The 25,052-nt window shown below is 52.2% G+C and carries 14 protein-coding genes and 1 other RNA gene; 7 read left to right on the top strand and 8 right to left on the bottom strand.

All coding sequences use genetic code 11. The features are described from left to right. Window positions 1–64 precede the first annotated feature (64 nt). From ACXYMU_RS03180 to ACXYMU_RS03165, 4 genes are read right to left on the bottom strand one after another with little or no spacing between them, the layout of a single operon-like run. A complete protein-coding gene (locus tag ACXYMU_RS03180) occupies window positions 65–2,068 on the bottom strand; it encodes a hypothetical protein (RefSeq protein WP_458984901.1) in 2,004 nt (667 codons plus the stop codon). Window positions 2,069–2,086: 18 nt separating this feature from the next. Continuing rightward, window positions 2,087–3,958: a family 16 glycoside hydrolase gene (locus ACXYMU_RS03175; protein WP_458984900.1), complete on the bottom strand. Its 1,872-nt coding sequence runs from the start codon at window positions 3,956–3,958 to the stop codon at window positions 2,087–2,089. A 35-nt stretch (window positions 3,959–3,993) separates the two neighbouring features. Then, complete coding sequence (locus ACXYMU_RS03170) at window positions 3,994–6,315, bottom strand: GH92 family glycosyl hydrolase (protein ID WP_458984899.1); 2,322 nt, start codon at window positions 6,313–6,315, stop codon at window positions 3,994–3,996. Window positions 6,316–6,355: 40 nt separating this feature from the next. Next, entirely contained in the window at window positions 6,356–7,276 is a 921-nt protein-coding gene (locus ACXYMU_RS03165) for an ROK family protein (RefSeq protein WP_458984898.1), read from the bottom strand. Between the two features lie 725 nt (window positions 7,277–8,001). Between ACXYMU_RS03165 and ACXYMU_RS03160 the strand changes: the two genes are divergently transcribed. Both ACXYMU_RS03160 and ACXYMU_RS03155 read left to right on the top strand, forming a co-directional pair. Next, entirely contained in the window at window positions 8,002–8,478 is a 477-nt protein-coding gene (locus tag ACXYMU_RS03160) for a mechanosensitive ion channel family protein (RefSeq protein ID WP_458984897.1), read from the top strand. Then, a complete protein-coding gene (locus ACXYMU_RS03155) occupies window positions 8,418–9,344 on the top strand; it encodes a mechanosensitive ion channel (protein ID WP_458984896.1) in 927 nt (308 codons plus the stop codon). Before ACXYMU_RS03160 ends, ACXYMU_RS03155 begins: the two co-directional genes overlap by 61 nt. 66 nt (window positions 9,345–9,410) lie before the next feature. Here ACXYMU_RS03155 and ssrA read toward each other — a convergent pair. After that, window positions 9,411–9,781: a transfer-messenger RNA gene (gene ssrA, locus ACXYMU_RS03150) on the bottom strand. A 270-nt stretch (window positions 9,782–10,051) separates the two neighbouring features. Between ssrA and cfa the strand changes: the two genes are divergently transcribed. Further along, on the top strand, window positions 10,052–11,164 hold the full coding sequence (cfa, locus tag ACXYMU_RS03145) for a cyclopropane fatty acyl phospholipid synthase (protein ID WP_458984895.1): 1,113 nt from the start codon (window positions 10,052–10,054) through the stop codon (window positions 11,162–11,164). Window positions 11,165–11,274: 110 nt separating this feature from the next. On the opposite strand, the gene ACXYMU_RS03140 is transcribed toward cfa, so the two are convergent. Then, window positions 11,275–14,424, bottom strand: a complete 3,150-nt coding sequence (locus tag ACXYMU_RS03140) for a T9SS-dependent M36 family metallopeptidase (protein ID WP_458984894.1) — start codon at window positions 14,422–14,424, stop codon at window positions 11,275–11,277. A gap of 500 nt (window positions 14,425–14,924) precedes the next feature. Between ACXYMU_RS03140 and ACXYMU_RS03135 the strand changes: the two genes are divergently transcribed. Continuing rightward, window positions 14,925–16,865 (top strand): DNA polymerase III subunit gamma/tau, encoded by a 1,941-nt coding sequence (locus ACXYMU_RS03135; protein ID WP_458984893.1) that lies wholly within the window; start codon window positions 14,925–14,927, stop codon window positions 16,863–16,865. 54 nt (window positions 16,866–16,919) lie between these two features. Then, window positions 16,920–19,871, top strand: a complete 2,952-nt coding sequence (locus ACXYMU_RS03130) for a M16 family metallopeptidase (RefSeq protein ID WP_458984892.1) — start codon at window positions 16,920–16,922, stop codon at window positions 19,869–19,871. 130 nt (window positions 19,872–20,001) lie between these two features. Here ACXYMU_RS03130 and ACXYMU_RS03125 read toward each other — a convergent pair whose 3' ends face one another. Beyond that, entirely contained in the window at window positions 20,002–20,913 is a 912-nt protein-coding gene (locus tag ACXYMU_RS03125) for an NmrA family NAD(P)-binding protein (RefSeq protein ID WP_458984891.1), read from the bottom strand. A gap of 433 nt (window positions 20,914–21,346) precedes the next feature. Here ACXYMU_RS03125 and ACXYMU_RS03120 point away from each other — a divergent pair, with 433 nt between their 5' ends. Together ACXYMU_RS03120 and ACXYMU_RS03115 are read left to right on the top strand one after the other, a co-directional pair. Then, window positions 21,347–21,409, top strand: a complete 63-nt coding sequence (locus tag ACXYMU_RS03120; protein ID WP_458985224.1) for a hypothetical protein — start codon at window positions 21,347–21,349, stop codon at window positions 21,407–21,409. Window positions 21,410–21,927: 518 nt separating this feature from the next. Further along, window positions 21,928–22,548 (top strand): hypothetical protein, encoded by a 621-nt coding sequence (locus ACXYMU_RS03115; protein WP_458984890.1) that lies wholly within the window; start codon window positions 21,928–21,930, stop codon window positions 22,546–22,548. Between the two features lie 109 nt (window positions 22,549–22,657). On the opposite strand, the gene ACXYMU_RS03110 is transcribed toward ACXYMU_RS03115, so the two are convergent. Continuing rightward, window positions 22,658–24,883: an NADP-dependent isocitrate dehydrogenase gene (locus tag ACXYMU_RS03110; RefSeq protein ID WP_458984889.1), complete on the bottom strand. Its 2,226-nt coding sequence runs from the start codon at window positions 24,881–24,883 to the stop codon at window positions 22,658–22,660. Window positions 24,884–25,052 lie beyond the last annotated feature (169 nt).

Genomic DNA, 25,052 nt, shown 5'->3' with positions numbered 1-25,052 from the left:
TTTGCGATAATCAGCTTCCATACCCTGTTCATCAAGGATATGGAAGCTGGAAAAGTGCGGCAGGCTATTTGGCAGACGCTTTGCCAGTAGGTGCCAGCGAGTTAATCCACTTCGCGATTTTCAGGGCATCGGCCTTGGGAACCTGCGGCATCGGCGGCATTTCGGTGGCATAGTCCGGCCAGTTCTTCGGTTCCGGGTTATGGATCAGCTGCACGATCTTCTCGGGGGTATAGCCGCGCTTGGCCACATCCACATAAGCCGGGCCAACCTGGCGCTTGTCGGTGTTGTGGCATGCCAGGCAGGTATACTTGGCCAGCAGGCCTTTCACCTCCTCGTAGTCCTGTGCTTTGGCAGTCACAACTTTTTTGGTGGCAGTTGGTTTTGCCGCGGCAGGTGCACTTGCCTTGGTGTTTCTGGAAGTAGCTGTAGCCTTCGCTTTTGGTGCAGCGGCAGAGTTTTTCATGCTCAGCTCGCTTGCCGACAGTTTCTGCCCTTCCGGGATGTTATTCAAGGTATAATAAGCCGTCGGGTGCACCAGCGAGTAAGCATTGTCCTGCGCCCGCACGCCACTCAGGGTGATGTTGTGGATGTAGTAGCGGCGCAGATTGTCCACCACAAGGCGGACTTTCATCCCGTCGTCCGACACTTTCACACCTTTCACGGCGTTCTCCACGGTGTTCACAGGCGGGCTGCCGTACACCGGGTGATATTTGTAGATGAAGCTCGACACGTTGTAAGAGGCGATAACCTCGGCAGTCTTCTTGTCCACGGGCTTGGTAAACTCAACCTCGAAACCGTCTGGCATGGCACGCACGGCACGCATCTCAAACGGTACTTTGTTGTTCCATACCAGTCGCTGTAAACCCTGGTTGGCCTCGCCGGCAGAACCCCAGCCACGGTTGGTCTCGCCTACAAACAGCGAGCCGTCCTTGGCCCAGGCCATGCGCAGCACCCCCGACTGAAAGCCGGTCCGGAACAGAAAAGCCGCGCCCTGGTACTCACCGTTCACCTTCTCCAGAAACACACGCGAAATCAGGCTCATACCCTGGTCGCCTACCAAAATCTGGCCGCCAAACGGGCCGAAGTTCTCTTCCGGTATTTTGATAGGCTCTGAGTTAGAGATACCCAAAATGCCGTGCGGCAACCATACTGCCGGGGTACGCAATTCCGGGAACGTCGCCTTCATCTCATACATGGCCACATGGTCCTCGTCCACGATGTTCTCTGGCTTGATGTAGCGGCCATCCTCGCCCCGCACTTTGCGTTGGTCGAGCTTGGCGAACATCTGCTCCTCTGTCAGTTTCACCGGCGAGTTCGGCATACCAGTCCAGCGCAAGCCAGCGGGATGACCCGTAAAAGCGCCTTGCGGCACATGCCAGAGGCCGCCGGAGCCCATCCACTCACCCTGGTTATCGGTATAGAAAAGCTCTCCGTCGATGATGCCCGGGCCTGCCGGCGAGCGCATGCCTGTGGCCCAGGGCTGCATCTTGCCGTCTTCGCTTATCTTCATCGTCCAGCCGCGCCAAGGCACCCGGCTTTCGCCGCGCCACCACTCCTCGTCGCCAAAGGCCACATTGCCCGTCACGAAGAAGTCTCCGTCCGGGGCTATCTTGGGTCCGAAGCTATACTCGTGGTAATGCCCGGAAAGCGGCCAGTTGTAAATCGTTTTATACTTATCTGCACGGCCATCGCCATCGGTGTCGATGAGCTTGGTCAGTTCACCGCGCTGGGCTGCGTACAGGGCGCCGTCTTTATAGGCCAGGCCCAGTATCTCGTGCAACCCGGAGGCGAACTTGCGGAAATAAGGCCGCTGGCTCGTCGGGTTTTCCACGATGTACACATCGCCGCGCCGGGTGGAAATGCCCAGGTCGCCGGACGGAAGCACGGTAAGGCCGCCCACTTCCAGCAAAGCGCCTTCCGGTGAGCGAACGCCTGTGATCCGGAAGAAATCCTCTTCCATGGGAGACTCCTGCGCCACCGCAGCAGCACTAAATCCTGCCATACTTGCCGCCGTCAGCAGGAAGCTTAGCGTGGCGTGGCGGAATGATTTTTTAGGTATAAGTTTCATAAGTAGAATCGTCTGAGGTTAGAAAATGACAGAATAGCTCAGGTTGCCGCGCATCGGCACCACCAATTCCTGCTTGCCGTTGGCACCGCGCACCACCGGCTTGGCACCACCGGCCTCGTTTACCCGGATGTAGTAGGATTTCCCGTCAATCAGGTACATGTCTTTGGAGACAGCCTCGATGCTGCTGCCCTCTGCCAGCCGCGCATACAAGTTGTCGGTGGGGTTCTGCACGCTAATGTCACGGCGAAGCCCTTTGCCGCCCTCTATAACCCGAATCGCGTCCTTCACAGTGGAGCCGTGCAACTGGTACAGGAAGGTTGGCTGATCCATTTTATCGAGTTCATACCCCTCCACCTTGAAGCCAGTGCCTGCCGTATCTGAAACCCAGGCCGCAGCCGGAGAAGTAAGTTTGGCCAGCGTAAAAGCGGGCTGTCCGAAATGCTGCACCGCACCTACCGGGCGCGAAGAGCCATCGCCACGGCTATACCACATGGGGGTGGCATCCAGGAAACCGCCGCGCCATACCTGTATCATGTTTCCTTTGTCCATGTCGTAGGTATAATGCACCTGGTCGGCGCTGCCCACGTTCACGGCATGCACCACGCGCACCCCGGACTTCCCGTTTTTATTTTGAACAGGCAGGTCCATGAAGCTGCGCAGTATAGTGTTCACGGGAGCATCCACCAGAATTGGTCCCTGTGCGTCGTTTCCGCTGCTCACCGGGTCACCGATCATATACTCCCGGATACCCGGCCCCACCACTGTTAGGCCTACGGCCGGTCTGCCCCACTCCACCATTTTCGAGTAGATCAGCTCAAAAGGCAGGTTACCGGCAGGCAGGTCTACCGTGCCTTTCTGGTTTCTCCCCCCCGCCCCGATCACTTCCTTTCCGTTGATTTTCATCATGCCGCCACCGCCTGTCGCGTTCAGGTTAAAGGCATAGGTTCCCGGCTCGGCCACCTTCAGGGTGCCGGTGTAGCGGATCAGGAAATTGCTCGGGAAAGGGCTGATATCCGAGGTCAGCGTTACGGAGGTTCCCTCGGCCTCTGGCGGCAGTTTGTCGTAGTTAGGCGCTGCCTCAAACTTGCCTTTGTACACTTTGTACTTCAGGTTGGTTAGTTCCGGGCGCGGTTTGCCGTAGTTGGTGATTTTGATGTCCTTAAAGGCCACGGCTCCGTGGTCGCCCTGCAAACGCAGTGGGCCGGTAGCCACCTCGTTGCCGCCCATCGCGCCGCGTGTCGGGCCAAAGAGCTCCACGTTCTCATGTATCATCACGCCGTTCAGCTCGGCGCGCAGAATCCTGGCGTTCTCCACCTTTTTGCCGCTCGCATCGAAGCGGGGGGCCTGGAAAGAGATTTTCAGGTGCTGCCACAAACCGGGCGCACGGCTCACGTTCTGGCGCGGGGCATAGCCCTCATACCCCTTCTGCCCGTTCGGGCGGCTCTCATCCCAGCGCTCATACATACCGCCGTTGTGGCCGGAGGTGGCTGTTTTCTCGCCCCAGCTGTCGGCCAGCTGAAATTCGTACCGACCCTGCAGGTAGATGCCCGAGTTAGACCCTTTCGCCATCATATAGTCCAGCTCCAGGTCCAGGTCGCCATGCTCGAAGTTGGTGACGAGATCTGCTCCCTTGTTCCTGCGGCTAGGCTCGTTCACCAGGATGCCAGTCCCATCTTCGGTATCCAACTCATTGGCTTTGTCGAGTTCTGCCGTTACATTGCTGGCCAGGTGCCAGCTTTTGGCTGGGTTCCGGAAAGCCGACAAATCCTTTAAGGAAAGCTCCTGCGGCTGATTTGCCTGGTTTTGCGCCAGCGTCGCCCCTGTGCTGCACAGCAGGGCCATACCCGCCAACAGCAGGTCGCGGACAGGTGTAAGGTTACGTTTGATCATATGTCGTGTGGGTTTTGGAAACATTAATTGCGCTTTTATAGTCGGTTATTTCGTTTCAGGTCTTCCGAAAAAGAGTAGGGAGCCGCCTCCGGGGAAGTGCCGCGCTGCTTGTTCGGCGTGTCGGCCATGTCAAACTCCAAGGTAACGCCCTTCATCAGCTCCGTGTGGCTCAGCCAGTTCTTATCGTAGGTCTTGCCGTTGAGTTGCGCCCTGTTAATATACTTATTTTCAGGGCTATTCTCTGGGGCCTTGATGATTACCTCATTCCCGTTCTCGAGGTGCAGCGTGGCTTTTTTGAACAGCGGCGCGCCCAGCACATACTGGTCGGTGGCAGGGGTAACGGGGTAAAACCCAAGGGCCGAGAACACAAACCAGGCAGAGGTCTGGCCATTGTCCTCGTCGCCGCAATAGCCGTCCGGGGCTGCGGTATACATGCGGTTCATGGTTTCGCGCACCCAGTGCTGCGCCTTCCAAGGCTCGCCGGCATAGTTGTAGAGGTAAATCATGTGCTGAATGGGTTGGTTACCGTGCGCATACTGGCCCATGTTGGCAATCTGCATCTCGCGTATCTCATGGATCACGCTGCCATAATAGCTCTCGTCATACACCGGCGGCAACGTGAACACCGAATCCAGCTTGGCACTAAAATTCGCTTTGCCGCCCATCAGATCAATCAGGCCCTGCACATCATGAAACACCGACCAGCTGTAATGCCAGCTGTTTCCCTCCGTGAAGGCATCGCCCCACTTAAATGGGTTAAACGGTTTTTGGAAAGTGCCGTCCTGGTTCTTGCCGCGCATCAGGCCCGTGGCTGAGTCGTAGAGGTGGCGGTAGTTGAGGGCGCGTTTGGAGTAGAGGTTGATTTCCTTTTTCGGGCGCTTGAGGGCCTTGGCCAGTTGGTAGATCGCAAAGTCATCGTAGGCGTACTCCAGCGTGCGGGCCGCGTTCTCGTTGATCTTCACATCGTAGGGCACATAGCCCAGTTTGTTGTAATAAGCGGCGCCGGCGCGTCCCACAGCAGTTAGTGGCCCCTCGTTGTTCGCGCCTTTCACCATGGCGTCATAGAGCGCGTTGATGTCATAGCCGCGCGCGCCTTTCAGGTAGGCATCGGCCACTACCGAGGCCGAGTTGTTGCCCACCATCACGTTGCGGTAACCGGGGCTTGCCCATTCCGGCAGCCAGCCGCCTTCTTTGTAGGTGTTGGCCAGCCCCTCCTGTATCTGCGTGTTCTCGGTCGGGTACATCAAATTCAGGAAAGGGAACAGCGCCCGGAACGTGTCCCAGAAACCGGTATCGGTATACATGTAGCCGGGCAGCACCTTGCCGTTGTAGGGGCTGTAATGCACCACTTTGCCAGCGGCGTCCAGCTCATAGAGTTTCCGAGGGAACAGCAGCGTGCGGTATAAACTGGAATAGAAAGTCTGCATCTGCTCGGGGGTGCCTCCTTCTACAGCGATGCGACCCAGTTTCTCGTTCCAGGTTTGCCTGGCTTTTTGCTTCACCGTCTCAAAATCGGCAGCGCCAATCTCCTGCAGGTTCCGTTCGGCTTGCTCGGCACTGATGAAAGACGAGGCCACGCGGGCATTCACCTGCTCACCCTTTTTGGTTTTAAACCCGATGATGGCTCCCACATGGTCGGCCTGCAGCTCTAGTTTACCAGGTGCCAGCTTGTCGCCGCTCCAGGTAGCTGTGCTGCTGAAGGGCTTGTCGAACTGGATGACGAAGTAGTTCTTGAAGTTATCCGGCACGCCGCCGCTGTTTTTGGTGGTATAGCCGATGATCTTGTTCTCCCCAGGAATCACCTTCACATAAGAGCCCTTGTCGAAGGCATCCAGCACTACGTAGGCACTGTCGGTTTGCGGGAAGGTGAAACGGAAGCGAGCGGCACGTTCGGTGGGTGTGATCTCGGTGGTCACATCGTGGTCGGCGAGGTATACGCTGTAGTAGTAGGGCTTCACGGTCTCGGACTTGTGCGAAAACCAACTGGCGCGGCTGTCCTGGTCGAAGCGCAGCTTGCCCGTGACGGGCATAATGGCGAACTGGCCGTAATCGTTCATCCAGGGCGAGGGCTGGTGGGTCTGCTTGAAGCCCCGGATCTTGTCGGCGCTGTACATATACCCCCAGCCGTCGCCCATCTTGCCGGTCTGCGGCATCCAGAAATTCATACCCCAGGGCAGGGCAATGGCCGGGTAGGTGTTGCCGTTGGAGAGGCTGTGCTTCGAGTCGGTACCGATCAGCGGGTTTACCCACTCCACCGGGTCCGTCACCTTGCCCACCAGCACGGTTTGGGCGGCAGCATAGCCCGAGATAACAAGGCTTGCCAGGGTGAGTATAACTTGCTGTAAATTGATCTTCATAGAATGTAATTTAGTGCGTGTAAGGGTATGTTGCTTTTGTTCAGGTTAGCTTTGTTCCTAAGGGAGAAGCCGCTTCATGCGGCTTAGGAGGTGCTTTTTCATGCCAGTGGCTGGCAGCCCCGACTAGTGCAGCTTCCTCGGCCAGTATGGCCTGCTGCAAAGGCACCGATATGCCCATCCCGGCTAAATGCTGCAGGGTGGCAGGCACAAAAAAGTCCCAGGCTTTGGCAATATTCCCCCCGATAATAACCACGTCGGGAGCCTGCTTCAGGACAAAGGGAGCCAGAAAAAGCGCCAGATCCTCGCCGAAGGCATAGAACACCTCCTGCGCCTTGGCATCTTGCGGGTAAAGTGCCGCCAGCGCTTTTACATCGGCCACCTCCCGGCCACTTAGTTTTTTATAAGCCGCCACAAAAGCCCTGGTCGAGAGATACTCCTCAGCAATACCGTCTTTGAAAGGCGAACGCCATAGGTCAGCATCGGCGGCTATACCCTGCTGCAGCGTCGCGGAGCCTAGCCCCGTCCCCAGCGTCAACCCAATCGCCGAGGTAGCCGCCTTGGCTGCACCACCGAACACCTCGCCTCTCAAAAAGCAGCTGGCATCGTTGGCCATCCTGATGCTGTCGCGCCCGCACTGTAGCCGGTCTGCCAGCAGCTGTTTTACGTTCAGCCCATACAGGCAATCATACTTGTTCTGGTTCTGAAACAGGCAAATCCCCTCCTCATAATTAAAAGGGCCGGGCATAGACACGCCTAACTTTACGGCTGTGCCAGGGAGCGTTGCCTGTGCCTGGTTGATGACTGCGCACCAGGTATCCAGCACCTGCGCCACAGAGCCCTCTGAATTTACCTCAGCCCTGTAAAGGGTACCAGGCACCATCGCCTGCTTCTCCAGGTCTACGACGGCTGCCGTAATGTGCGAACCGCCAATATCTACCCCTATCACCTTGCCATCATCCATGTGTTCTTGTCTTCTTGCTCTACTCCTTTTTTTCTACATTAAAGCACTGCCCCAAGCGGTGCCGGGTTCAGGAAAATAGCAGACGGCGGTATGGCGGAAGTACCTGCCGCCTGTTTGCCCGTTTGTTCCTTAACAGTCCCAAAGTGCCGCCGCTTACTAAGTATCGGGCAGCATCCGAAGGCGCTTCTGGGCTGTGCTTCTACCCCTTTTACTGCCGCTGCAATCGCTAACTTGTCCTTACCACAGGTTACTTAACGCATTGTATACCAGATTATATCAAATAGCTAAAACCATTTAGCAGTAAGGTTAAAAATAATGCCTTAGTGCGTTTCTAAGACATTTTCTGCCAGACTCTGCATTTTGTATTTGCGGTAAACTTACCTTGTGTATAACCTGTAGTCGATCGCGAAAGTGATACTAAACCGTCATTTATATATCCAAATTTAACAGTTTTATCGGTAAAGCAAAGGATTAGTGCCTCTTTTTCTTTCATCCAAAGCAGTTTCCCATCTGAATTTTTATAGCCGCTTTGCAGTTCTCACCTGCGGCTTAATATGATATGTCTTTTCTAACGCAGGTTATCCATACCTGTAACGGCCCTGAATCTAATTGATTTTATCATAATTATTATGTATTTAATTAAAATATAAAAACAGGCATACATGCACTCCGTATAGCATAACTAATTGTTGCACAAAGTAATAAACCATGAAAAACGTATACAAATGGAAAGACAATTAGAAAATTTTGCAAACCGGGTATCTAACTTCCTACCCGACCTGATCGGGGCTTTGCTAGTCCTGCTGATTGGGTGGCTTATCGCGAAAGCAATCAAAGCAATCATCGTGCGCTTACTGCGAAAAACATCCTGGGACGAAAAGGTATTTGGACGCAGCAGCGTTGGCGACACCAATGTGTTTGTGGCCAACATCTTCTACTACATCATCATGATTATTGTCCTGCTGGTCGTCCTGGAAATACTGGGGCTAAAAGAGGTACTGGTGCCGCTGGGAAACATGATCGATAAATTCCTGTCGTTTATTCCGAACCTGATCGGGGCTGCGCTCATTGCCTTTATCGGCTATATCCTGGCAAAGTTTATCTCGAACCTGATTAACATCGGCGGAAATTCTTGGACAGGATGGTGGACAAGACCGGATTTCAGGACACCGACAAGTTGGTTAACATCCTGCGTAAGGTAGTCTTCATCATCATCTTCGTTCCGTTCCTTATACAGGCGTTCAACGCGCTGCAACTGGATGCTATCTCGGTGCCGGCCAACAACATCCTCTACCGGTTCACCGAAATGCTGGGCGAGATCTTTATTGCGGGTATTATTCTGCTGGTCTTTGTTTGGGGCGGCAAGTACCTGGCTAATTTCCTGGAAGACCTCTTCCGTAGTATGGGCCTCGACCGCGCTGCTACCAAAATGCAGCTCAACACCATGCTTGGCCCAACGCAATCGCTGTCGGCTATTGTGGCGAACCTGATTTACTTCTTCCTGGTGTTTTTTGGTGTGATCACCGCCGTGGAGATTCTTGGCCTGGACAGGCTGGCCGAAATCCTCAACCAAATACTGGAGATCACGGGTCAGATCCTATTCGGCCTGATTATACTGGCAATCGGTAACTTCATCTCGCTGGCCATTTACAACACCATGGCCCGGTCTAAAGACAGCACCTTTATTGCAGGCGTAGTAAGGTGGGCTGCTATGGCCCTGTTTATCGCCATTGCCCTGCGCACCATGGGCATTGCCAACGAGATCGTGGAACTTGCCTTTGGCTTGATTCTAGGTGCGATTGCCGTGGCCGTCGCGCTGAGTTATGGCTTGGGTGGCCGCGATGCTGCCGGCGAGCACTTCCGGGATATCATCAAGAAGTTCCGCGAAGAGTCTGCCGAGTTTTCCGGTAAGCCAGGCAACTTGCCGCCAAAGACCCCACCGCAAGGACCTGGCCCAGGTCCTAACCCGGACCAACCGTTCAACAGAAATCCTGGCCGGGACCTGAACGACCCGAACAATCCGGGCAGGGGATTAGATAATCCAAACCACCCGAACAGGCCAATGTAATTTTGCAACAGCACAAAAAAAGCCTCCATACAGTTGTATGGAGGCTTTTTCATAATCAATAAGTACTGGTGGAGTAGCAGGGATTCGAACCCTGGTCCAGACAAGGAAACCGTCGTGCCTTCTACATGCTTAGACGCTAGTTGGATTGTAGGGAGCTTGCGGGCCTAGGTCAAGCCTATGCGCACTCCTTAGATGCTTTAGTTTCGCCTGCGCATCGCATCGCTGCACAGACTAGTAAAACGAGTCGAAGCCTCGTATGTGCAGGCAGTTTCACGAAACCTGCACGAGACTATGGCAATTGCTTAGTACCTAGACTAGGCAGCCATGGCGTAATTAGATTCGCCAGTTATTGTTCGAACGCATTTTTAACAGGTGTACATTCCCCACCCGACATGCTTACACGCAATCTGCACAAGCTGTCAATTCCAGTCTACCCCAGTAAGTTAAAGAACTTTGTTGCTGATGTACTCCAACAAGTGTGCCACAAAGATACATAATTTTGCGTCATCTCCAGTATATTCAGCTTGCCCTTAAAACAACGATTCAGGCTTTAAGGTTTCGCTTTCTCCTTAAATAAAGCCCTAAACAGTCGCAACACCAATGTGTGGGGCAACATCACGCATGAATAAGTCACTAATTTTAACCCAAATAATACAAATACGTTAAGGCAATAAATACAGGCGCATGACAAAATAGCAGGTTCATCTATGAGTTTAGAGCAGCAAGTAACAAGCCTTTTGGCCACAGCAGATGTAAAGATAAACGGTTCCGCCCCCTGGGATCTTCAAGTACACGACGAGCGGTTTTACAAACGTGTGCTAACGGAGGGCACGCTGGGACTTGGCGAAGCTTACATGGACGGCTGGTGGGATTGCGCGCGCATCGATGAGTTCGCTTTCAGGGTGATTCGGGCTGACCTGTATAGGAAGGCCAAGTTTGGCTGGAAAACGGTGCTGCAAATGCTGCTGGCCAAAGTGCTGAACATGCAGGCCAAAGGCAAAGCCGCCCGCAATGCACAGCGCCACTACGACATCGGCAACGACCTTTACCGCCGGATGCTCGACAGGCGCATGGTTTACAGTTGCGGCTACTGGAAGAACGCCCAGAACCTGGACGAAGCCCAGGAAAACAAACTGGACCTGATCTGTCGGAAAATAAGGCTCCAACCGGGGCAGCGGGTACTGGACATCGGCTGCGGCTGGGGAAGCTTCGCCAAATTTGCGGCAGAAAAGTATGGCGCCGTGGTGGTAGGCGTTACCGTGTCGAAGGAACAGTTGGAGTTAGGCCGGGAGCTATGCAAAGGGTTGTCGGTGGAGCTGCGCCTGCAGGACTACCGCGACGTGGACGAGCAGTTTGATCATATAGTATCGGTTGGGATGGCCGAGCATGTAGGTTACAAAAACCATCATACCTATCTTAAAACAGCGGCCCGCTGCCTTAAAGACGATGGCCTGTTCCTGCTCCATACCATTGGGGTAAACTACTCCCGAACCTCCGCAGACCCGTTCACGAACACTTACATCTTCCCGAACTGCCTTATTCCCTCCATTAAGCAACTGGGGAAAGCCATGGAAAATGTCTTCGTGCTGGAAGATCTCCACAACTTCGGCCCGGACTATGACCTGACCCTGCTAGCTTGGTTCAATAACTTCGAGGCAAACTGGGACGACCTGCAGGGCGAGTACGGCGAGCGTTTCTACCGCATGTGGAAGTACTACCTTTTGTCCAGCGCCGGCTCGTTCCGGGGCCGCAACAACCAGCTCTGGCAAATGGTGCTTTCCAAAAAAGGCATTGTGGGAGGGTATGAAGCGGTGCGGTAACCAGCGCTTGTCCTTGCAAAGCAAAAAGGGGTATGGCAGTAGCCACAAGCCACTGCCATACCCCTTGCAATTTTCCTGTTGCCATCGCCTCAGGTATTACAGCTTGCGGCTTACTTCATCAACAGCATCGTGCCAGACTTCATGCTTCCGCCATTCACCAGACGGTACACGTAGAGGCCAGCTTGTTTGTCAGAAGCTTTGAAGCTCTTGGTATAGGTCATACCCCGCTCCGCATTACCCTCAAACAAGGTAGCTACCTCACGGCCGGTAATGTCATACACCTTCAGCACTGTGTGGCCGCTTTCTTTCGCTGTGAACCGGATGTTAGTGCTTTCAGAGAAAGGGTTCGGATAGCTGGTCACAAAATTCTCGTCAAAGTCCGCTGCAGCCGCCGCAGAAGTAGCCGCAGCACTCAGGTTGCAGGTGGCCAACTGGTCACCATGCTCCAGGTGGGCAGCTACCGCAGTGTTCGCCACTACAATGTTTACCCCGTTATGGCACACGTAAATCTTGGCGTTGTTGTGCTTGATTTCACGTGCGTCTATCACCCTAATGTCTACAGATGCAGACCGTCTGCAATCATTCCTGTTTACGGCGTTCACTGTTAGGGTATAGTTACCGGCTTCTGTAGGCGTGAAAATGGCATTTCCATTTGAGGTGCTTCTCAGGCCTGCCACCTGGTTCCAGGTATAAGTGAACGTCTCATCGCCGGAGGCCTGTAACAGGATGCTCTGCGCGCCATACCCCAGGTAAATAGTATTTGCGTTTCCACCGGTATACACGTTGCTGCTCTTCTGAAAGGCAATAGTTGGAGCTGCACAGGCGTACATTGGCGGTACGTCAAGCGCTTCCACCTGGTCAAAGCGGCTCAGGTTTGATCCTTGACTGGCACTGAAGCCCAATCCTCTTTTCGCAAATACTCTCCAGATCATCTCCTGGTGTGCCCCGTTGTAGTTCACAAGGTCCGCCTCCAGTATGGCGTTCCGGCCATCTACAAAGCCAGGGCTACACTTCTGCAATTTAAGTCCGTCAATCACCAGTTGCATTGCCATGTTGTTACCGCCCTTGCCATTGTAAAGGTCTTCATCAAAGCCATACTTATCGATAAAGGCCCACGTCATGTCCCACAGCATGGTAGCCCACACAAAGCCCACACCGTGCGGTGCGGCGAGCGCAGCGCTGTTTGTTGCCGCATACGTGTAGTTGTTAATCCCAAAATCAGTGCTGTACGGAGCAGGTCTTATACCCCTGCCCGTTACAGCCTCGCCGGAGGCATAGGTACCAATGCCGCGCACTTTGTTCGCAAGGTCGCCCGGCTTCATGGTCATCATAAGGCCAAACCAATCGCTCCAACCCTCGCCCATCTGCTCTGCATTGCTCAAGCAGCCCGCCATGTTCGGGCCACCCGTCAGGCGGTTAGAAATGCCGTGGCCATACTCGTGGACAATGATGCCATTGTCGAAATCACCGTCAATCTCCGGGCCGGAGCCGTCGTTTTTGAGCGCCAGCATAACCGGGGTAGAGGTGCTTAAGACGTCCGTGATAATTTTACCATTGGCCTGCGAGATCATGACTGCCGGTATTTGGATGGTTACCCCTGGGGCAGGCGTGCCTCCCATCGCAATTGGGGCACCCGGCACACTGTTGATCACGACAAGGGCAATGGCGCCTGCCGCCTGCGCCTGCTCTGCCTTTACCAGAAAGCCACAACTGCCTCGGTATACCACGGCAATGTTCCCGGATATGGCTGCTGCATTGGTAAACGCGGAGCATCCTTCGGCGCTGTTGGGGTCTGCTGTTTCGGCTAGAACCAGTTTGCCGTTCAGTGGCGTTGGCGTTAACTTTTTGCTCCAAATAGCCTCTATGGCTGGATAGCTACCGGCAATATTTGCCGGGGCCGTCACCCGCGCCATGTCTCTGTCCGGAATGCCGTTCCAAAGATACATCTGCATGCGTGGCAGCAACCCGTCTACCGGGGTGCCAAAGTTGGCGTTGTTGCGCTGCGGCGAAGCACCAATTCTAGAGTCCTGCGCTTCGGCTCTTACAAAGTCGTTGCCTTTGCCCCCTTTGTTAAAGTTGTCGAACTGGAAGTTTCCGCTCACTTCATCGAAACCATACTGGTACCATACATCATGGATGAGGTTGTTCCAGTAAAACAGGTTGGTTATGGCTGCGTCCTTGTACGTCTCCGGTTGCTGCGTAAAATCCACGGGGAAGTTAAAGTTCAGGTCAGCACCGCCATCAGGACTATAATTATTCACCGTGAAGTTATTGGCGATAGTCGGGAATGGGTTCAGGTTGGTCGGGTCTTCGTAAGCATACACGTTATTGCCCCGTGTATTGGTCATGTTGCCATAGGGGGTATAGTGCCAGCCGCTCGGAGAGGCTGCTTTGTCCGCCGACAATGTGCTCATGCCGGTGCGGGGGCCATGGTTGGGGCTCTCGAGGGGCATGGCAAACACGCTGTAGGAATTAGCCAGCGAAGTGCTTGCCACCTGTGCTTTCGTGCTGGCCACGTAAGGAGGCAGGGTGGTATGGCTATGGTTGTCGTGCAAAGGCTGGCCGCCCGGTCCATCGTTGTCGAAGCTACAGTGCACCACCATGTTATCCTTGTCCAGCACCTTGCCTGTGTTGGCATCGATTCTCAGGTTCCACCAGTTCTGGGCGTCCAGCTCATACACCGATACCTCCCAGGCCAGCACCAGACTCCCATCCTCCATCGGCTGGTACACCAGTTTGGCGGGAATCGGCTCCAGCGAGATGCCACCGGTCGAGAACAGCACCTCCTTATTCAGGCCGTTACCTCTTTCCTTTACCGTTAGCGGCTCTTTCAGGGCAGTTTGCAGGTGCGCCGCCGCTGCCGCCACAGCCGCCTCCGCGTCCAGCTGCGCTTTGTCAGACTTCACCTTTTTGCCAATTTCTTTGTGGAAGCGGTTGCCTGTCGTCACCACTTTTTCGCTTTTGTCGAAGCTGATGTTCGAAACAGCCCCATGCACCTCAATTCCCTGGTACAGCTGCTTGATGTACAGGTGGCGCATGCCGCTTTTTTTGCTGAAAGTCTCGCTGCTAAGTTCCAGGTCTGCAATGTCCTCATCCAGGAGCTCAAGCTTCTGCTTGCTATTCTTAATGTGATCGACCGCAACCTGCGGTACGGCTCTTTTCTCGGATTTTAATTGCCCTTGCCCATAGGAGTAAGTAGTTCCGAACAGCATAGCCACAACTATAGCCAGCCGCTTGTACGTGTATAGATTTTTGCCCATAAGATGAAGTGTGGTTAAATAAAGAAATAACTTAACCATTTACGCTTGCCTTTTTTTATAGTTGATTCAATTTCGCACTTTCTCCTATTGTATTAGTACTATTTTAATCATACCTTATCAACATATTTAAAATATTTATATATATGATTTATTGTCTAATTAGACCGGGTAAATACCCTTTTCAAAGGCATATACAAACTAATCAGTATTTAAATATAAGTGTGTAACACCGAAGTCATGACACTTAAAATAGTCCAAATGCAAACACAACAGTCAGAAGCCTCCATGGCCACACGCATCACGGGGACACATACCCCGCTGAACCCTGTGTTAAGAACGCTCGCTTAAGAGACTAAAACCACTGCGGCTGGTACTCCCCCATAGGGTTAAGGTAAATTTGCAACGGTGGTTGGCGGCCTTAGGGATGGTGGATAACTCACTGGAAAACTACTGTGTAAATCCCTTCCCATCTGAGCTTCAGTTTGATTATCTTTGTCCTAATGGAAAATTTTGTAGTATCTGCGCGTAAATACCGGCCGACCACGTTCGACAGCGTGGTAGGGCAGCATCATATAACCAATACCCTTAAAAACGCCATCAGCAGCCAGCATTTGGCCCAGGCGTTCCTTTTCTGCGGACCGCGCGGTGTGGGCAAAACCACATGCGCCCGCATCCTGGCCAAAACAATCAACTGCCAGAACATCACCCCGGAGATTGAGGCCTGCAACGAGTGCGAGTCGTGCCGGAGCTTTAACAGCAACAGCTCTTTTAACATCCATGAGCTCGATGCGGCCTCCAACAACTCGGTGGAAGACATCCGGAACCTGGTGGAGCAGGTACGTTATGCGCCGCAAACAGGCAAGTACAAGATCTACATCATCGATGAGGTGCACATGCTCTCGAACCAGGCCTTCAACGCGTTCCTGAAGACGCTGGAGGAGCCACCGGCCTATGCCATTTTCATCCTGGCCACCACCGAGCGCCACAAAATCATCCCCACCATCCTGTCAAGGTGCCAGATCTTCGATTTCAATCGCATCCGGATCGAGGACATGGTGCGCCACCTGGGCAGCATTGCCCAGAAAGAGGCTATCCAGGCGGAATCGGATGCGCTGCACCTGATCTCGCAGAAGGCTGACGGCGCTTTGCGCGATGCCCTTTCCATCTTCGACCAGATGGTAACGTTCTCGGGCAGCAACGTGACCTACAAAGCCACTGTCGAGAACCTGCACATTCTGGATTACGATTACTATTTCCGACTGACGGATTTCCTGCTGGATCAGAACCTATCGGGATCATTGCTCCTGTTCGACGAGATCCTGAAAAATGGCTTTGACGCCCATAACTTCCTGATCGGGATTGGGGAGCATTTCCGCAGCCTGCTGGTGTGCAAAGACCCGCAGACAGTGAAGTTGCTGGAGGTATCGGACAACATCAAGGCCAGGTATGCCGAGCAATCGCAGAAAAGCAGCGTGAGCTTCCTGCTGTCGGGCCTGAACCTGGTGAGCACCTGCGACACCAATTACAAGAGCAGCAAGAACCAGCGCCTGCACGTGGAACTGTGCCTGATGAAGATGGCACACCTGAACGCGGCCCTGAATTTTGCACAGCAAGGCGATACACCAAAAAAAGCTAAGGTAGCAGCGCCGGCACCAGCCGCTACCGGTTCCGCAGCAGGTGCCACTCCTGCATCCATACCCTCTGAGGCGATGCAGCCGACGCATACCCCAGGCAACGTACCGTCTGAGGCGATGCAGCAGCCTACGCCGGGAAGCGTGCCTTCGGAGCGCATGCAGCCGCCGCACGCGCCACAGCAGGTGCCCTCAGAGGGCCTGCAAAAGCCGCCGATGTCGCAGGAAGTAACGCCGGACGCGCATATTGCCCCGGCTAACCCCCAAACGCCTCCAGGCTCCAGCCCCATCCCAAGCGGGCATACCCCACGGTCAGGGGTGCAGCTGCCGCCGCCCAAAAAGCTAAGCAAGCTGCCCAGCCTGAAAGACCTGCATACCCAGCAGAATGCTGTGGCTGAGATAGCTGTGGCCGAAGAGGAGGAAGAGAGCAGCTATGGTGCGGTGCTCCCGCTCGACGAGGCCCGCCTGAAAAACGTATGGCACGCGATCATCCGCCGCAAGAAGTCAGAGAACATGATGGAGTATACCCTCCTGAACCGCCAGTACCATTTTGGCCCGGACAACGAGGTAATCCTGCACCTGGAAAACCACGTGATGATGGACCAGTTCACGGCTTTGCGCCCGGAAATACTCCGGGAATTGAAGCAGGAAACCGGCAACCGAAGCATCAAGCTAAGAGCCGAGGTGATGGAAGTGCAGGACGAGGGCCGTAAACTTTATACCTCGCAGGACAAGTTCAACTACCTGGCAGAGAAATTCCCGGTGATCGTCGATTTAAAGCAGCGGTTCGGGTTAGACACTGATTTTTAGAAGCCCTTATTGCCTATATTCGTACAGTACAGTTATCACTAACAGCAAAAAACTATGACCATCAAAAAAGGATTGTCTCTGTTTTTGGCTGCGTTGGCTTTTACGTTCACGCAATGTAAGCAAGAGGCCTATCAGTCGCAGTCAGACACCGAAGCAACAGCCACTACCCCTACCCAAAAGGAGTACACCTACGAAACCGTACCAAACGACCCGCTCAACGCCCGCATTTATACTCTGGATAATGGCCTGAAGGTATACCTCTCGGATTACGAGGAAGCTCCGCGTATCCAGACGTTTATTGCAGTGCGTGCCGGCTCTAAGAACGACCCTTCCGATGCTACCGGCCTGGCCCATTACCTGGAGCACATGGTGTTTAAGGGCACCACCCAACTGGGCACCGCCGACTGGCAGAAAGAGCAGGAAGAACTGGCCAAGATCGAGGCGCTTTACGAGCAGTACCGCAACACCACCGACGAAGCCAAGCGCAAGCAGATCTATCACCAGATCGACTCGGTGTCTGGGGTAGCCGCCACCTACGCCATCGCCAACGAGTACGACAAGCTGCTGACAGCCATCGGGGCGAAGGGCACTAACGCCTATACCTGGGTGGACCAGACGGTGTATACCAACGACATCCCGAGCAACCAACTGGAGCGCTGGCTGGAACTGGAGGCCGACCGTTTCCAGGAAATGGTGCCGCGCCTCTTCCATACCGAGCTGGAGGCAGTATACGAAGAGAAAAACCGCACCCTGGACAGTGACGGACGCAAAGTGGCGGAGGTGATCAACGAAACCCTGTTCCCGACGCACCAGTACGGCACCCAGTCTACCATCGGCACCATCGAGCACCTGAAAAACCCATCCATCACGGCTATCAAGAACTATTTCGATAAGTACTATGTGCCCAACAACATGGCCATCGCCATGTCCGGCGACCTCGACTTCGACCAGACCATCCGCCTGATCGACAAGTATTGGGGAGGTATCCCCAAAAGCCCTGTCCCGGGTTTTGATGTTGCCCAGGAGCAGCCGATCCAGCAGCCGATTGTGAAGGAGGTGCTGGGGCCAGATGCCGAAAACGTGTCTATCGCTTACCGCTCGCCGGGCATCAACACCCGCGATGCATTGGTGGTACAGATGATTAGTAACCTGCTTTACAACGGCCAGGCCGGCTTGATAGACCTGAACCTGAACCAGCAGCAGAAGGTGTTGCAGGCCTATGCCTACGACACCCCGATGAAAGACTACGGCACCTTCCGGATGACAGGGATGCCGCGCCAGGGCCAAACCTTGGACCAAGTGCGCGACCTGTTGCTGAAGCAGCTCGACATGATCAGGAAAGGCGACTTTGACGAGGAACTGATCCAGGCGGTGGTGAACAACGAGAAGATCAGCACCATGAAAGCCTACGAGGACAACAGCAACCGTGCGGACGCCTTCGTGACGGCCTTTATCTATGATATGCCGTGGCAGAAGTTCGTGAGTCGCCAGGAGGAGTTTGCCAGCATCACAAAGCAGGACGTGATGGATGTGGCCAACAAATACTTCCAGAACAACTACGTGCTGGTATACAAGCGCAATGGCAAAGACCCGAACGCACAGAAAGTAGAGAAGCCAGCCATTACACCGGTAGCCGTGAACCGCGATGCGCAGTCGGATTACTACAAGGAGTTTATGGCGAAAGAAGTAGAGCCGCTCGAACCAGTGTTTCTGGACTACAGTAAAGACATCACCGAAGCCAAGCTGAAGCAGGATATTCCGCTGCTTTATACCAAAAACAAGGACAACGGCCTCTTCCAACTCTACTACATCCTGGACATGGGCACCAACAACGACCAGAAGCTGGGCATGGCCGTGAACTACCTCAAGTACCTGGGCACAGACAAGTACACGGCCGAGGAGCTGCAGAAGGAGTTCTTCAAGCTGGGTACTTCCTTTGATGTGTTCTCGAGCGGCGACCAGGTGTATGTCAGCCTGACTGGCCTGGACGAGAACTTTGAGCAGGGCCTGAACCTGTTTGAGAGCGTACTGGCCAACGCCAAGCCCGACAAGCAGGCCCTCAGCGACATGGTGGCCGGCATTCTGAAAGCGCGTGCCGATGCCAAGAAGAACAAAGGCGTGATTCTGCAGCAGGCGATGGTAAATTACGCGAAATACGGCCCGAAGAACCCGTTCAACACCGTGCTGAGCGAGAAAGAGCTGAAAGCCGTGAAGCCGCAGGAACTGGTGAACATCATCAAGAGCATCCCGACCTATGAGCACCGCGTGCTATACTATGGTCCACGTGAAACAGCGAACCTGGTAGCCACCCTGAACGAGGGACACAAGGTGCCTGCCAAGCTGAAGCCTGTGCCGGAAGAGAAGGTGTATGCCGAGATCGACTTTAAAGAGCCAACCGTTTACTGGGCAGATTACGACATGGTGCAGGCAGAAATGCTGTTCCTAAGCAAGTCGGTGCCTTATAACAAGGACATCGTGCCAGTGGTGCGGCTCTACAACGAGTACATGGGCGGCATTGTGTTCCAGGACCTGCGCGAGTCAAAGGCGCTGGCCTACTCCACTTACTCGCGCTACGGCACCGCTTCTAAAAAGGACCGCGCCAACTACCTGATCTCTTACATCGGGGCGCAGTCTGATAAACTGGCGGAGGCCATGGCCGGTATGCAGAACCTGCTGACTGACATGCCACTGGCCGATGCAAACTTCCAGAATGCCCGCGCCTCGCTGCGCAACAGCATCTCGACGGAGCGCATCACTAAAGCCGGTATCCTGTTCGACTATGAGCGCGCCAAGAAACTCGGCCTGAACTACGACATCCGGCAGGATGTGTACCAAAGCGCCAACACCATGACCTTCGACCAGTTGAAGGAGTTCCAGCAGAAGTACATCAAAGGCCAGCCGCAAGCCATTCTGGTGATCGGCTCGAAAGACAAGCTGAACTTCAAGGCCCTTGAGAAGTATGGCAAAGTGAAGCAACTGGACCTGAAGACGCTGTTTGGGTACTGAGAGTCGGGTTTCTGACGCCAGACACAAGATTTTAGACTTTCACAAAAATGGTCAGCCAAGCGTGGCTGACCATTTTTATTTTATACTTTTAGATTGCTGCTCCTAAAGAGTGGCAGTTGTAAAGTATTAGCTACCTCCCCGCCAGCACCTCAGCCACGCTCGTCCATTTAACCTCAGGATAACGTTCATTATCCAGGGGCTCCAGTTTTACCACTCCGCTGAACATATCGCGCATATACTGCATGCCCTGCCAGGCCGGGAAGACTTCGTTACTGCTGGGAGAAAGCGCTTTGGTTACCTTGATGATAGTATTCAGCAACCCTAATCCGCCAACCCGCAGCAACTTAAACTCTTCGCCGGTAGCATCGACCGCTGCTTCTTTCAGGCCATAGGCGTTCAGCACATCGCCAGCAATGCGCAGGTAACGCGGTGTAGTTGGGTCTAAAGCGGCGGCGGCGGTGTAGTCGGCCGTGTTTTGTATTGTAGTGAAGTCCATCGGTTGGTAAGGGTCGCCATAATACATTATCCTTTTTATCGGAAAAAGAACAATCGGCGCTTGGCCTGTGAGCAGATCCGAAAACATGCCGTTGAGGATGGAAGTAGCCGCGATGGGCGTTTTGTCTAAGCGCTCCCCAAACTCTTTTCTGAAGTCCAGGTTACGGTTTTTACCAAAAGGCAGCTTCGTGAAGTCTACTGCGAAGTCCGACGGAATGAAACGGGGCACGCCAGCCTCCACAGCAGCATTTAACAGTAGCGTTTGAATCCCAACCATCACATAGTGCAAGCCCGACAAAGCAGATACGACACAACTAGCCCCTTTGCAGGCTTCTGTTAATGCATCAGCGTTATGGAAGTCTATTTCACAGACAATGGCACCAGCCCTTCGCAAAGCATCAACCTGACTCCTATCGCTGTCACTACGAACCAGGGCTCTGACTTCAGCTCCTTTATTTAAAAGTGACCTGGCAATGCGTCCTCCTAAGTCGCCTGTAGCCCCCGCCAGCACTATAGTTGAGGTTGCTGAAGTATTGTTGTTTTCCATAGCTACCTGTTTTATTCTGTTTGTAACAGCAGCTTCCAGGAAAGGTTGCAAACAGCCCATTTCATACTACAAGTTTAGCGAAGCGTAACTTATAGATGCCTATAAAGCTAGTTTGTAACTGGCGATATTTTCGGACAACTGAGCTCGTGAGTTTGAAACTTGAAAGCCTAGCTTATAGAGAGGCGCTAATAGGAATTTAGGGTAATAATTAAAAACTGAACCTCTTAATATAGGATAGAAGTTAGGAGTTCAAACGGCACCAACACCATCATTGTTTGTATCAGTGAAACGCAACAATATCATTCCTTATCGCCAAGACCTACGCTTAAAGGCAAGGCATCTTCGCCATAACAGCACACTCTCTGAGGTGTTCCTATTGCAAGAGATAAATGATAAGAAACTGCTCGTCTATTAATTTCATAGGCAGGTACCGATGCTAAATTATATAGTGGACTTTTATTGCCATGAGTTAAATATTGGCAATTGGAATGGATAAGGATAGTCATGAATATAAAGTTGGGTACTAGGAGTCAAGTTTCTGACGCTGGTATGCAGATACTAGCTATAGACACAGACTACCGCCAAGTATGGCTGCTGTCTGTGTCTATACCCCATCCTAGTTATACTCCGCTAGTGCGAGCTTGTAGTTCGTACCAAACAGTACGAGCCACAAGCTCGCACTAGCGGAGGAAGAAGACCGCATCAATTTCCCACAGCTAAACCGAAACAGGAAGTTCATCTGTCTCGGCCACACTTTTGCCATCCTCATTCTCGCCCTAATCACCGGCGTATGGATTTTCATTTACCTGTTTATCCTTTGACCGATTAAGAAGCTATGTCGCAAGCTTATCGATGCTTTTGCCAATGCCTGCTAATGCCGCAAGTTTAGCGAAGCGCAACTTATGGCATTAGCAGGCATGTAGAACATATCAAAGCCTCATTTGGACTCGTTAAAATTTGTTAATATATTAGCAAAATATAATATTCAATATTTATTTCAAATTTTTACAAAGAATGGCTGATTGTACCCAATGCGGTAGTTATACTAAGTTTAATGGAGGTTTATGTATTTCTTGCTATAAGAATAACAATAGAGGAAGTATAACTGCTACTGATAAAACTAATTTAACGATTAGTAAAAACTCCACTAATTCAAGTGACAACAATTGGGTATATAACCTAATCAAAGGTCGAATAGCAGAGACCTTAGTAGAACAATTGTTCCTTTCACTCGGATTCCAAGTTTTTAAGTATGGCATGGAAAACACGATACCTGGCATTATGGACCTTCTTAAAGGTGTGAAAGATGAAGTTGCTATGGAAATCCGAAGAATGCCAGATTTAGTTGTCTATAAGGATGGAAAGGCTCATTTTATTGAAGTCAAATTTAGAGCAAGTGGTACATTTCAATTAAAGGATATTGACAAGAATAAAGATTATCCATACCAAAATGCCCTGATTGTATTAGTATCAAAGAAACACATCAAATGCATATCTTACTCGGAATTAGTTGATGGGAAAGAAATTTCTCCATCTTGCCGTAACTATTTAGGAAGCAGAAATGAATTTGAGACAGATAAGGAAAGAATAGTTGAGTACTGCCAATACGCTGTAAAGTTCTTTGAAAATGTATAGTCAAAAACTAATTATATAAGATTAATAAATCTAGAGTTAGAGTATAAAGTATAAAAAGGAAAGGCTGCCTAGTTGGGCAGCCTTTCCTTTTTATACTTTATACTCTCCCTTAAAAAGAAGCTAAAATGCTGTTGAGCGTTTCGCTTGGCTGCATGGCTTTGCTTGCCTTTTCTGCATCTGGGTGGAAGTATCCACCAAGGTCTACAGGCTTACCCTGGGCCGCGATCTGCTCCTCTATGATCTTAGATTCATTCTCTGTCAGGTCTTGCGCCAGTTTCGTGAATCTGTCTTTCAGCTCCTGGTTCTTGCTTTGCTCGGCAAGTGCCTGTGCCCAGTACATCGCCAGGTAGAAGTGGCTGCCACGGTTATCTATACCACCTACTTTACGTGAAGGAGACTTGTCTTTCTCTAAAAACTCAGCGTTTGCTTTGTTAAGTGCTTCAGCCAGTACCTCCGCTTTCTCATTTTTGGTCTTGTAAGCAAGGTCTTCTAAAGAAACAGCCAGTGCCAGGAACTCACCAAGCGAATCCCAACGCAGGTAGTTCTCTTCCACAAACTGCTCCACGTGCTTCGGAGCAGAACCACCGGCACCTGTCTCGAACAGGCCACCGCCATCAAGCAACGGAACGATAGAGAGCATTTTAGCGCTAGTGCCAAGCTCTAGGATTGGGAACAAGTCGGTTAGGTAATCACGGAGTACGTTACCAGTTACCGAGATAGTATCTTTCCCGGCCTTTGCACGCTCGCAAGTATAATGCATTGCCTCCACCGGAGACATGATCTTGATCTCAAGTCCGTTCGTGTCGTGGTCTTGCAGATATTTCTCTACTTTTTTGATCAGGTTTGCATCATGGGCACGCTCTGAATCTAACCAGAAAATTGCAGGTGTGTTGGTAATGCGCGCTCTTGTAACGGCCAGCTTCACCCAGTCCTGAATAGGAAGGTCTTTTGTCTGGCAAGCTCTGAAAATATCGCCTTGGGCTACTTTGTGCTCCATTAGGGTGTTGCCGTTTGCATCAACCACGCGAACAGTACCAGCCTCTGTCATTTCAAACGTTTTGTCATGCGAGCCATACTCTTCCGCTTTCTGTGCCATCAAGCCAATATTCGGCACAGTACCCATGGTTGTTGGGTCAAAAGCACCATTTTCTTTATTGAACTTGATAACCTCCTGGTAAATGCCCGCATAGCTACGATCCGGGATAATAGCCAATGTATCGTGCAGTTTGCCATCTGTGCCCCACATCTTACCCGACGAGCGGATAGCAGCCGGCATAGACGCGTCGATGATCACATCACTTGGTACGTGCAGGTTGGTAATTCCCTTGTCAGAGTTTACCATTGCCAGTTCTGGGCGCTTCTCGTATTCAGCTTTAATATCAGCCTCAATTTCCGCTTTCTTATCTGCCGGCAGGTTCTGGATCTTAGCATACACATCGCCTAAACCGTTATTTGCATCAACGCCAAGCTCTTTGAAAGTAGCCGCGTGCTTCGCAAACGTATCTTTGAAGAACACTTTTACCGCATGGCCGAACATGATAGGGTCAGAAACCTTCATCATGGTAGCCTTCAGGTGCAGCGACAACAAAATATTATCTTCCTTCGCCTCTGCAATCGCTTTTTCAAAGAATGCGTTCAGTTCTTGTACATGCATCACAGAAGAGTCTACTACCTCACCCGCCTTTAAAGCGATCTTCTCTTTCAGCACTTTGGTGTTGCCGTTTGCATCTGTAAATTCAATACGGACTTCACCAGCTTCTTCAGCCACCACAGACTGCTCACTCCCGTAGAAATCGCCCTCTGTCATGTGTGCAACGCGTGTTTTAGAGTCAGCGCTCCAGGCACCCATCGAGTGCGGGTGCTTCTTCGCATAGTTTTTCACGGCATCAGCCACACGACGGTCAGAGTTACCCTCGCGCAACACAGGGTTTACCGCGCTACCCAAGATTTTCGCGTAGCGTGCTTTTATATCTTTCTCCTCTTCTGTTTTAGGGTCTGATGGGTAGTTCGGGATGTTATACCCCTGCGACTGTAACTCTTTAATAGCCGCTGTAAGCTGCGGAATAGAGGCACTGATGTTCGGTAATTTAATGATGTTAGCTTCTGGCGTTTTTGCAAGGTCACCCAGGTAAGCCAGGTCATCCTGCTGCTGCTGCTCGGCTGTTAGCTTATCCGGAAAAGTAGCGATAATGCGACCTGCCAAAGAAATGTCTCTTGTCTCAACCTCGATGCCGGCAGCCTTTGTAAAGGTTTCGACAATCGGTAAGAAAGAGCGCGTCGCTAAAGCGGGCGCTTCGTCGGTAATGGTATAAACAATCTTTGCTGTTTTTGTCATGTTCTTTTTTTCAAGTTTAGTTTTACTACCACCCACAAACGTGGTCAGTACAGATTATTAAAGGTATTTTAAGGTTTTAGCAGTCATAACCAGTGTAGCCTCGGGCTAAATTGGTACAGCATCGGCGTAGTTGGCCTATTAGCAAATATAATAAGTCTTTTTCAAATAG

The organism is Pontibacter sp. CAU 1760 (assembly GCF_054482735.1).
The sequence above is the reverse complement of the archived record's forward strand: the minus strand, read 5'-3'. Positions and strand labels throughout refer to the sequence as shown.

Bases quoted from the DNA above. Each gene is read 5' to 3' on its own strand.
- ACXYMU_RS03180 (WP_458984901.1), bottom strand. From the start codon at position 2,068: ATGAAACTTATACCTAAAAAATCATTCCGCCACGCCACGCTAAGCTTC.
- ACXYMU_RS03175 (WP_458984900.1), bottom strand. From the start codon at position 3,958: ATGATCAAACGTAACCTTACACCTGTCCGCGACCTGCTGTTGGCGGGT.
- ACXYMU_RS03170 (WP_458984899.1), bottom strand. From the start codon at position 6,315: ATGAAGATCAATTTACAGCAAGTTATACTCACCCTGGCAAGCCTTGTT.
- ACXYMU_RS03165 (WP_458984898.1), bottom strand. From the start codon at position 7,276: ATGGATGATGGCAAGGTGATAGGGGTAGATATTGGCGGTTCGCACATT.
- ACXYMU_RS03160 (WP_458984897.1), top strand. From the start codon at position 8,002: ATGGAAAGACAATTAGAAAATTTTGCAAACCGGGTATCTAACTTCCTA.
- ACXYMU_RS03155 (WP_458984896.1), top strand. From the start codon at position 8,418: ATGGTGGACAAGACCGGATTTCAGGACACCGACAAGTTGGTTAACATC.
- cfa (WP_458984895.1), top strand. From the start codon at position 10,052: ATGAGTTTAGAGCAGCAAGTAACAAGCCTTTTGGCCACAGCAGATGTA.
- ACXYMU_RS03140 (WP_458984894.1), bottom strand. From the start codon at position 14,424: ATGGGCAAAAATCTATACACGTACAAGCGGCTGGCTATAGTTGTGGCT.
- ACXYMU_RS03135 (WP_458984893.1), top strand. From the start codon at position 14,925: ATGGAAAATTTTGTAGTATCTGCGCGTAAATACCGGCCGACCACGTTC.
- ACXYMU_RS03130 (WP_458984892.1), top strand. From the start codon at position 16,920: ATGACCATCAAAAAAGGATTGTCTCTGTTTTTGGCTGCGTTGGCTTTT.
- ACXYMU_RS03125 (WP_458984891.1), bottom strand. From the start codon at position 20,913: ATGGAAAACAACAATACTTCAGCAACCTCAACTATAGTGCTGGCGGGG.
- ACXYMU_RS03115 (WP_458984890.1), top strand. From the start codon at position 21,928: ATGGCTGATTGTACCCAATGCGGTAGTTATACTAAGTTTAATGGAGGT.
- ACXYMU_RS03110 (WP_458984889.1), bottom strand. From the start codon at position 24,883: ATGACAAAAACAGCAAAGATTGTTTATACCATTACCGACGAAGCGCCC.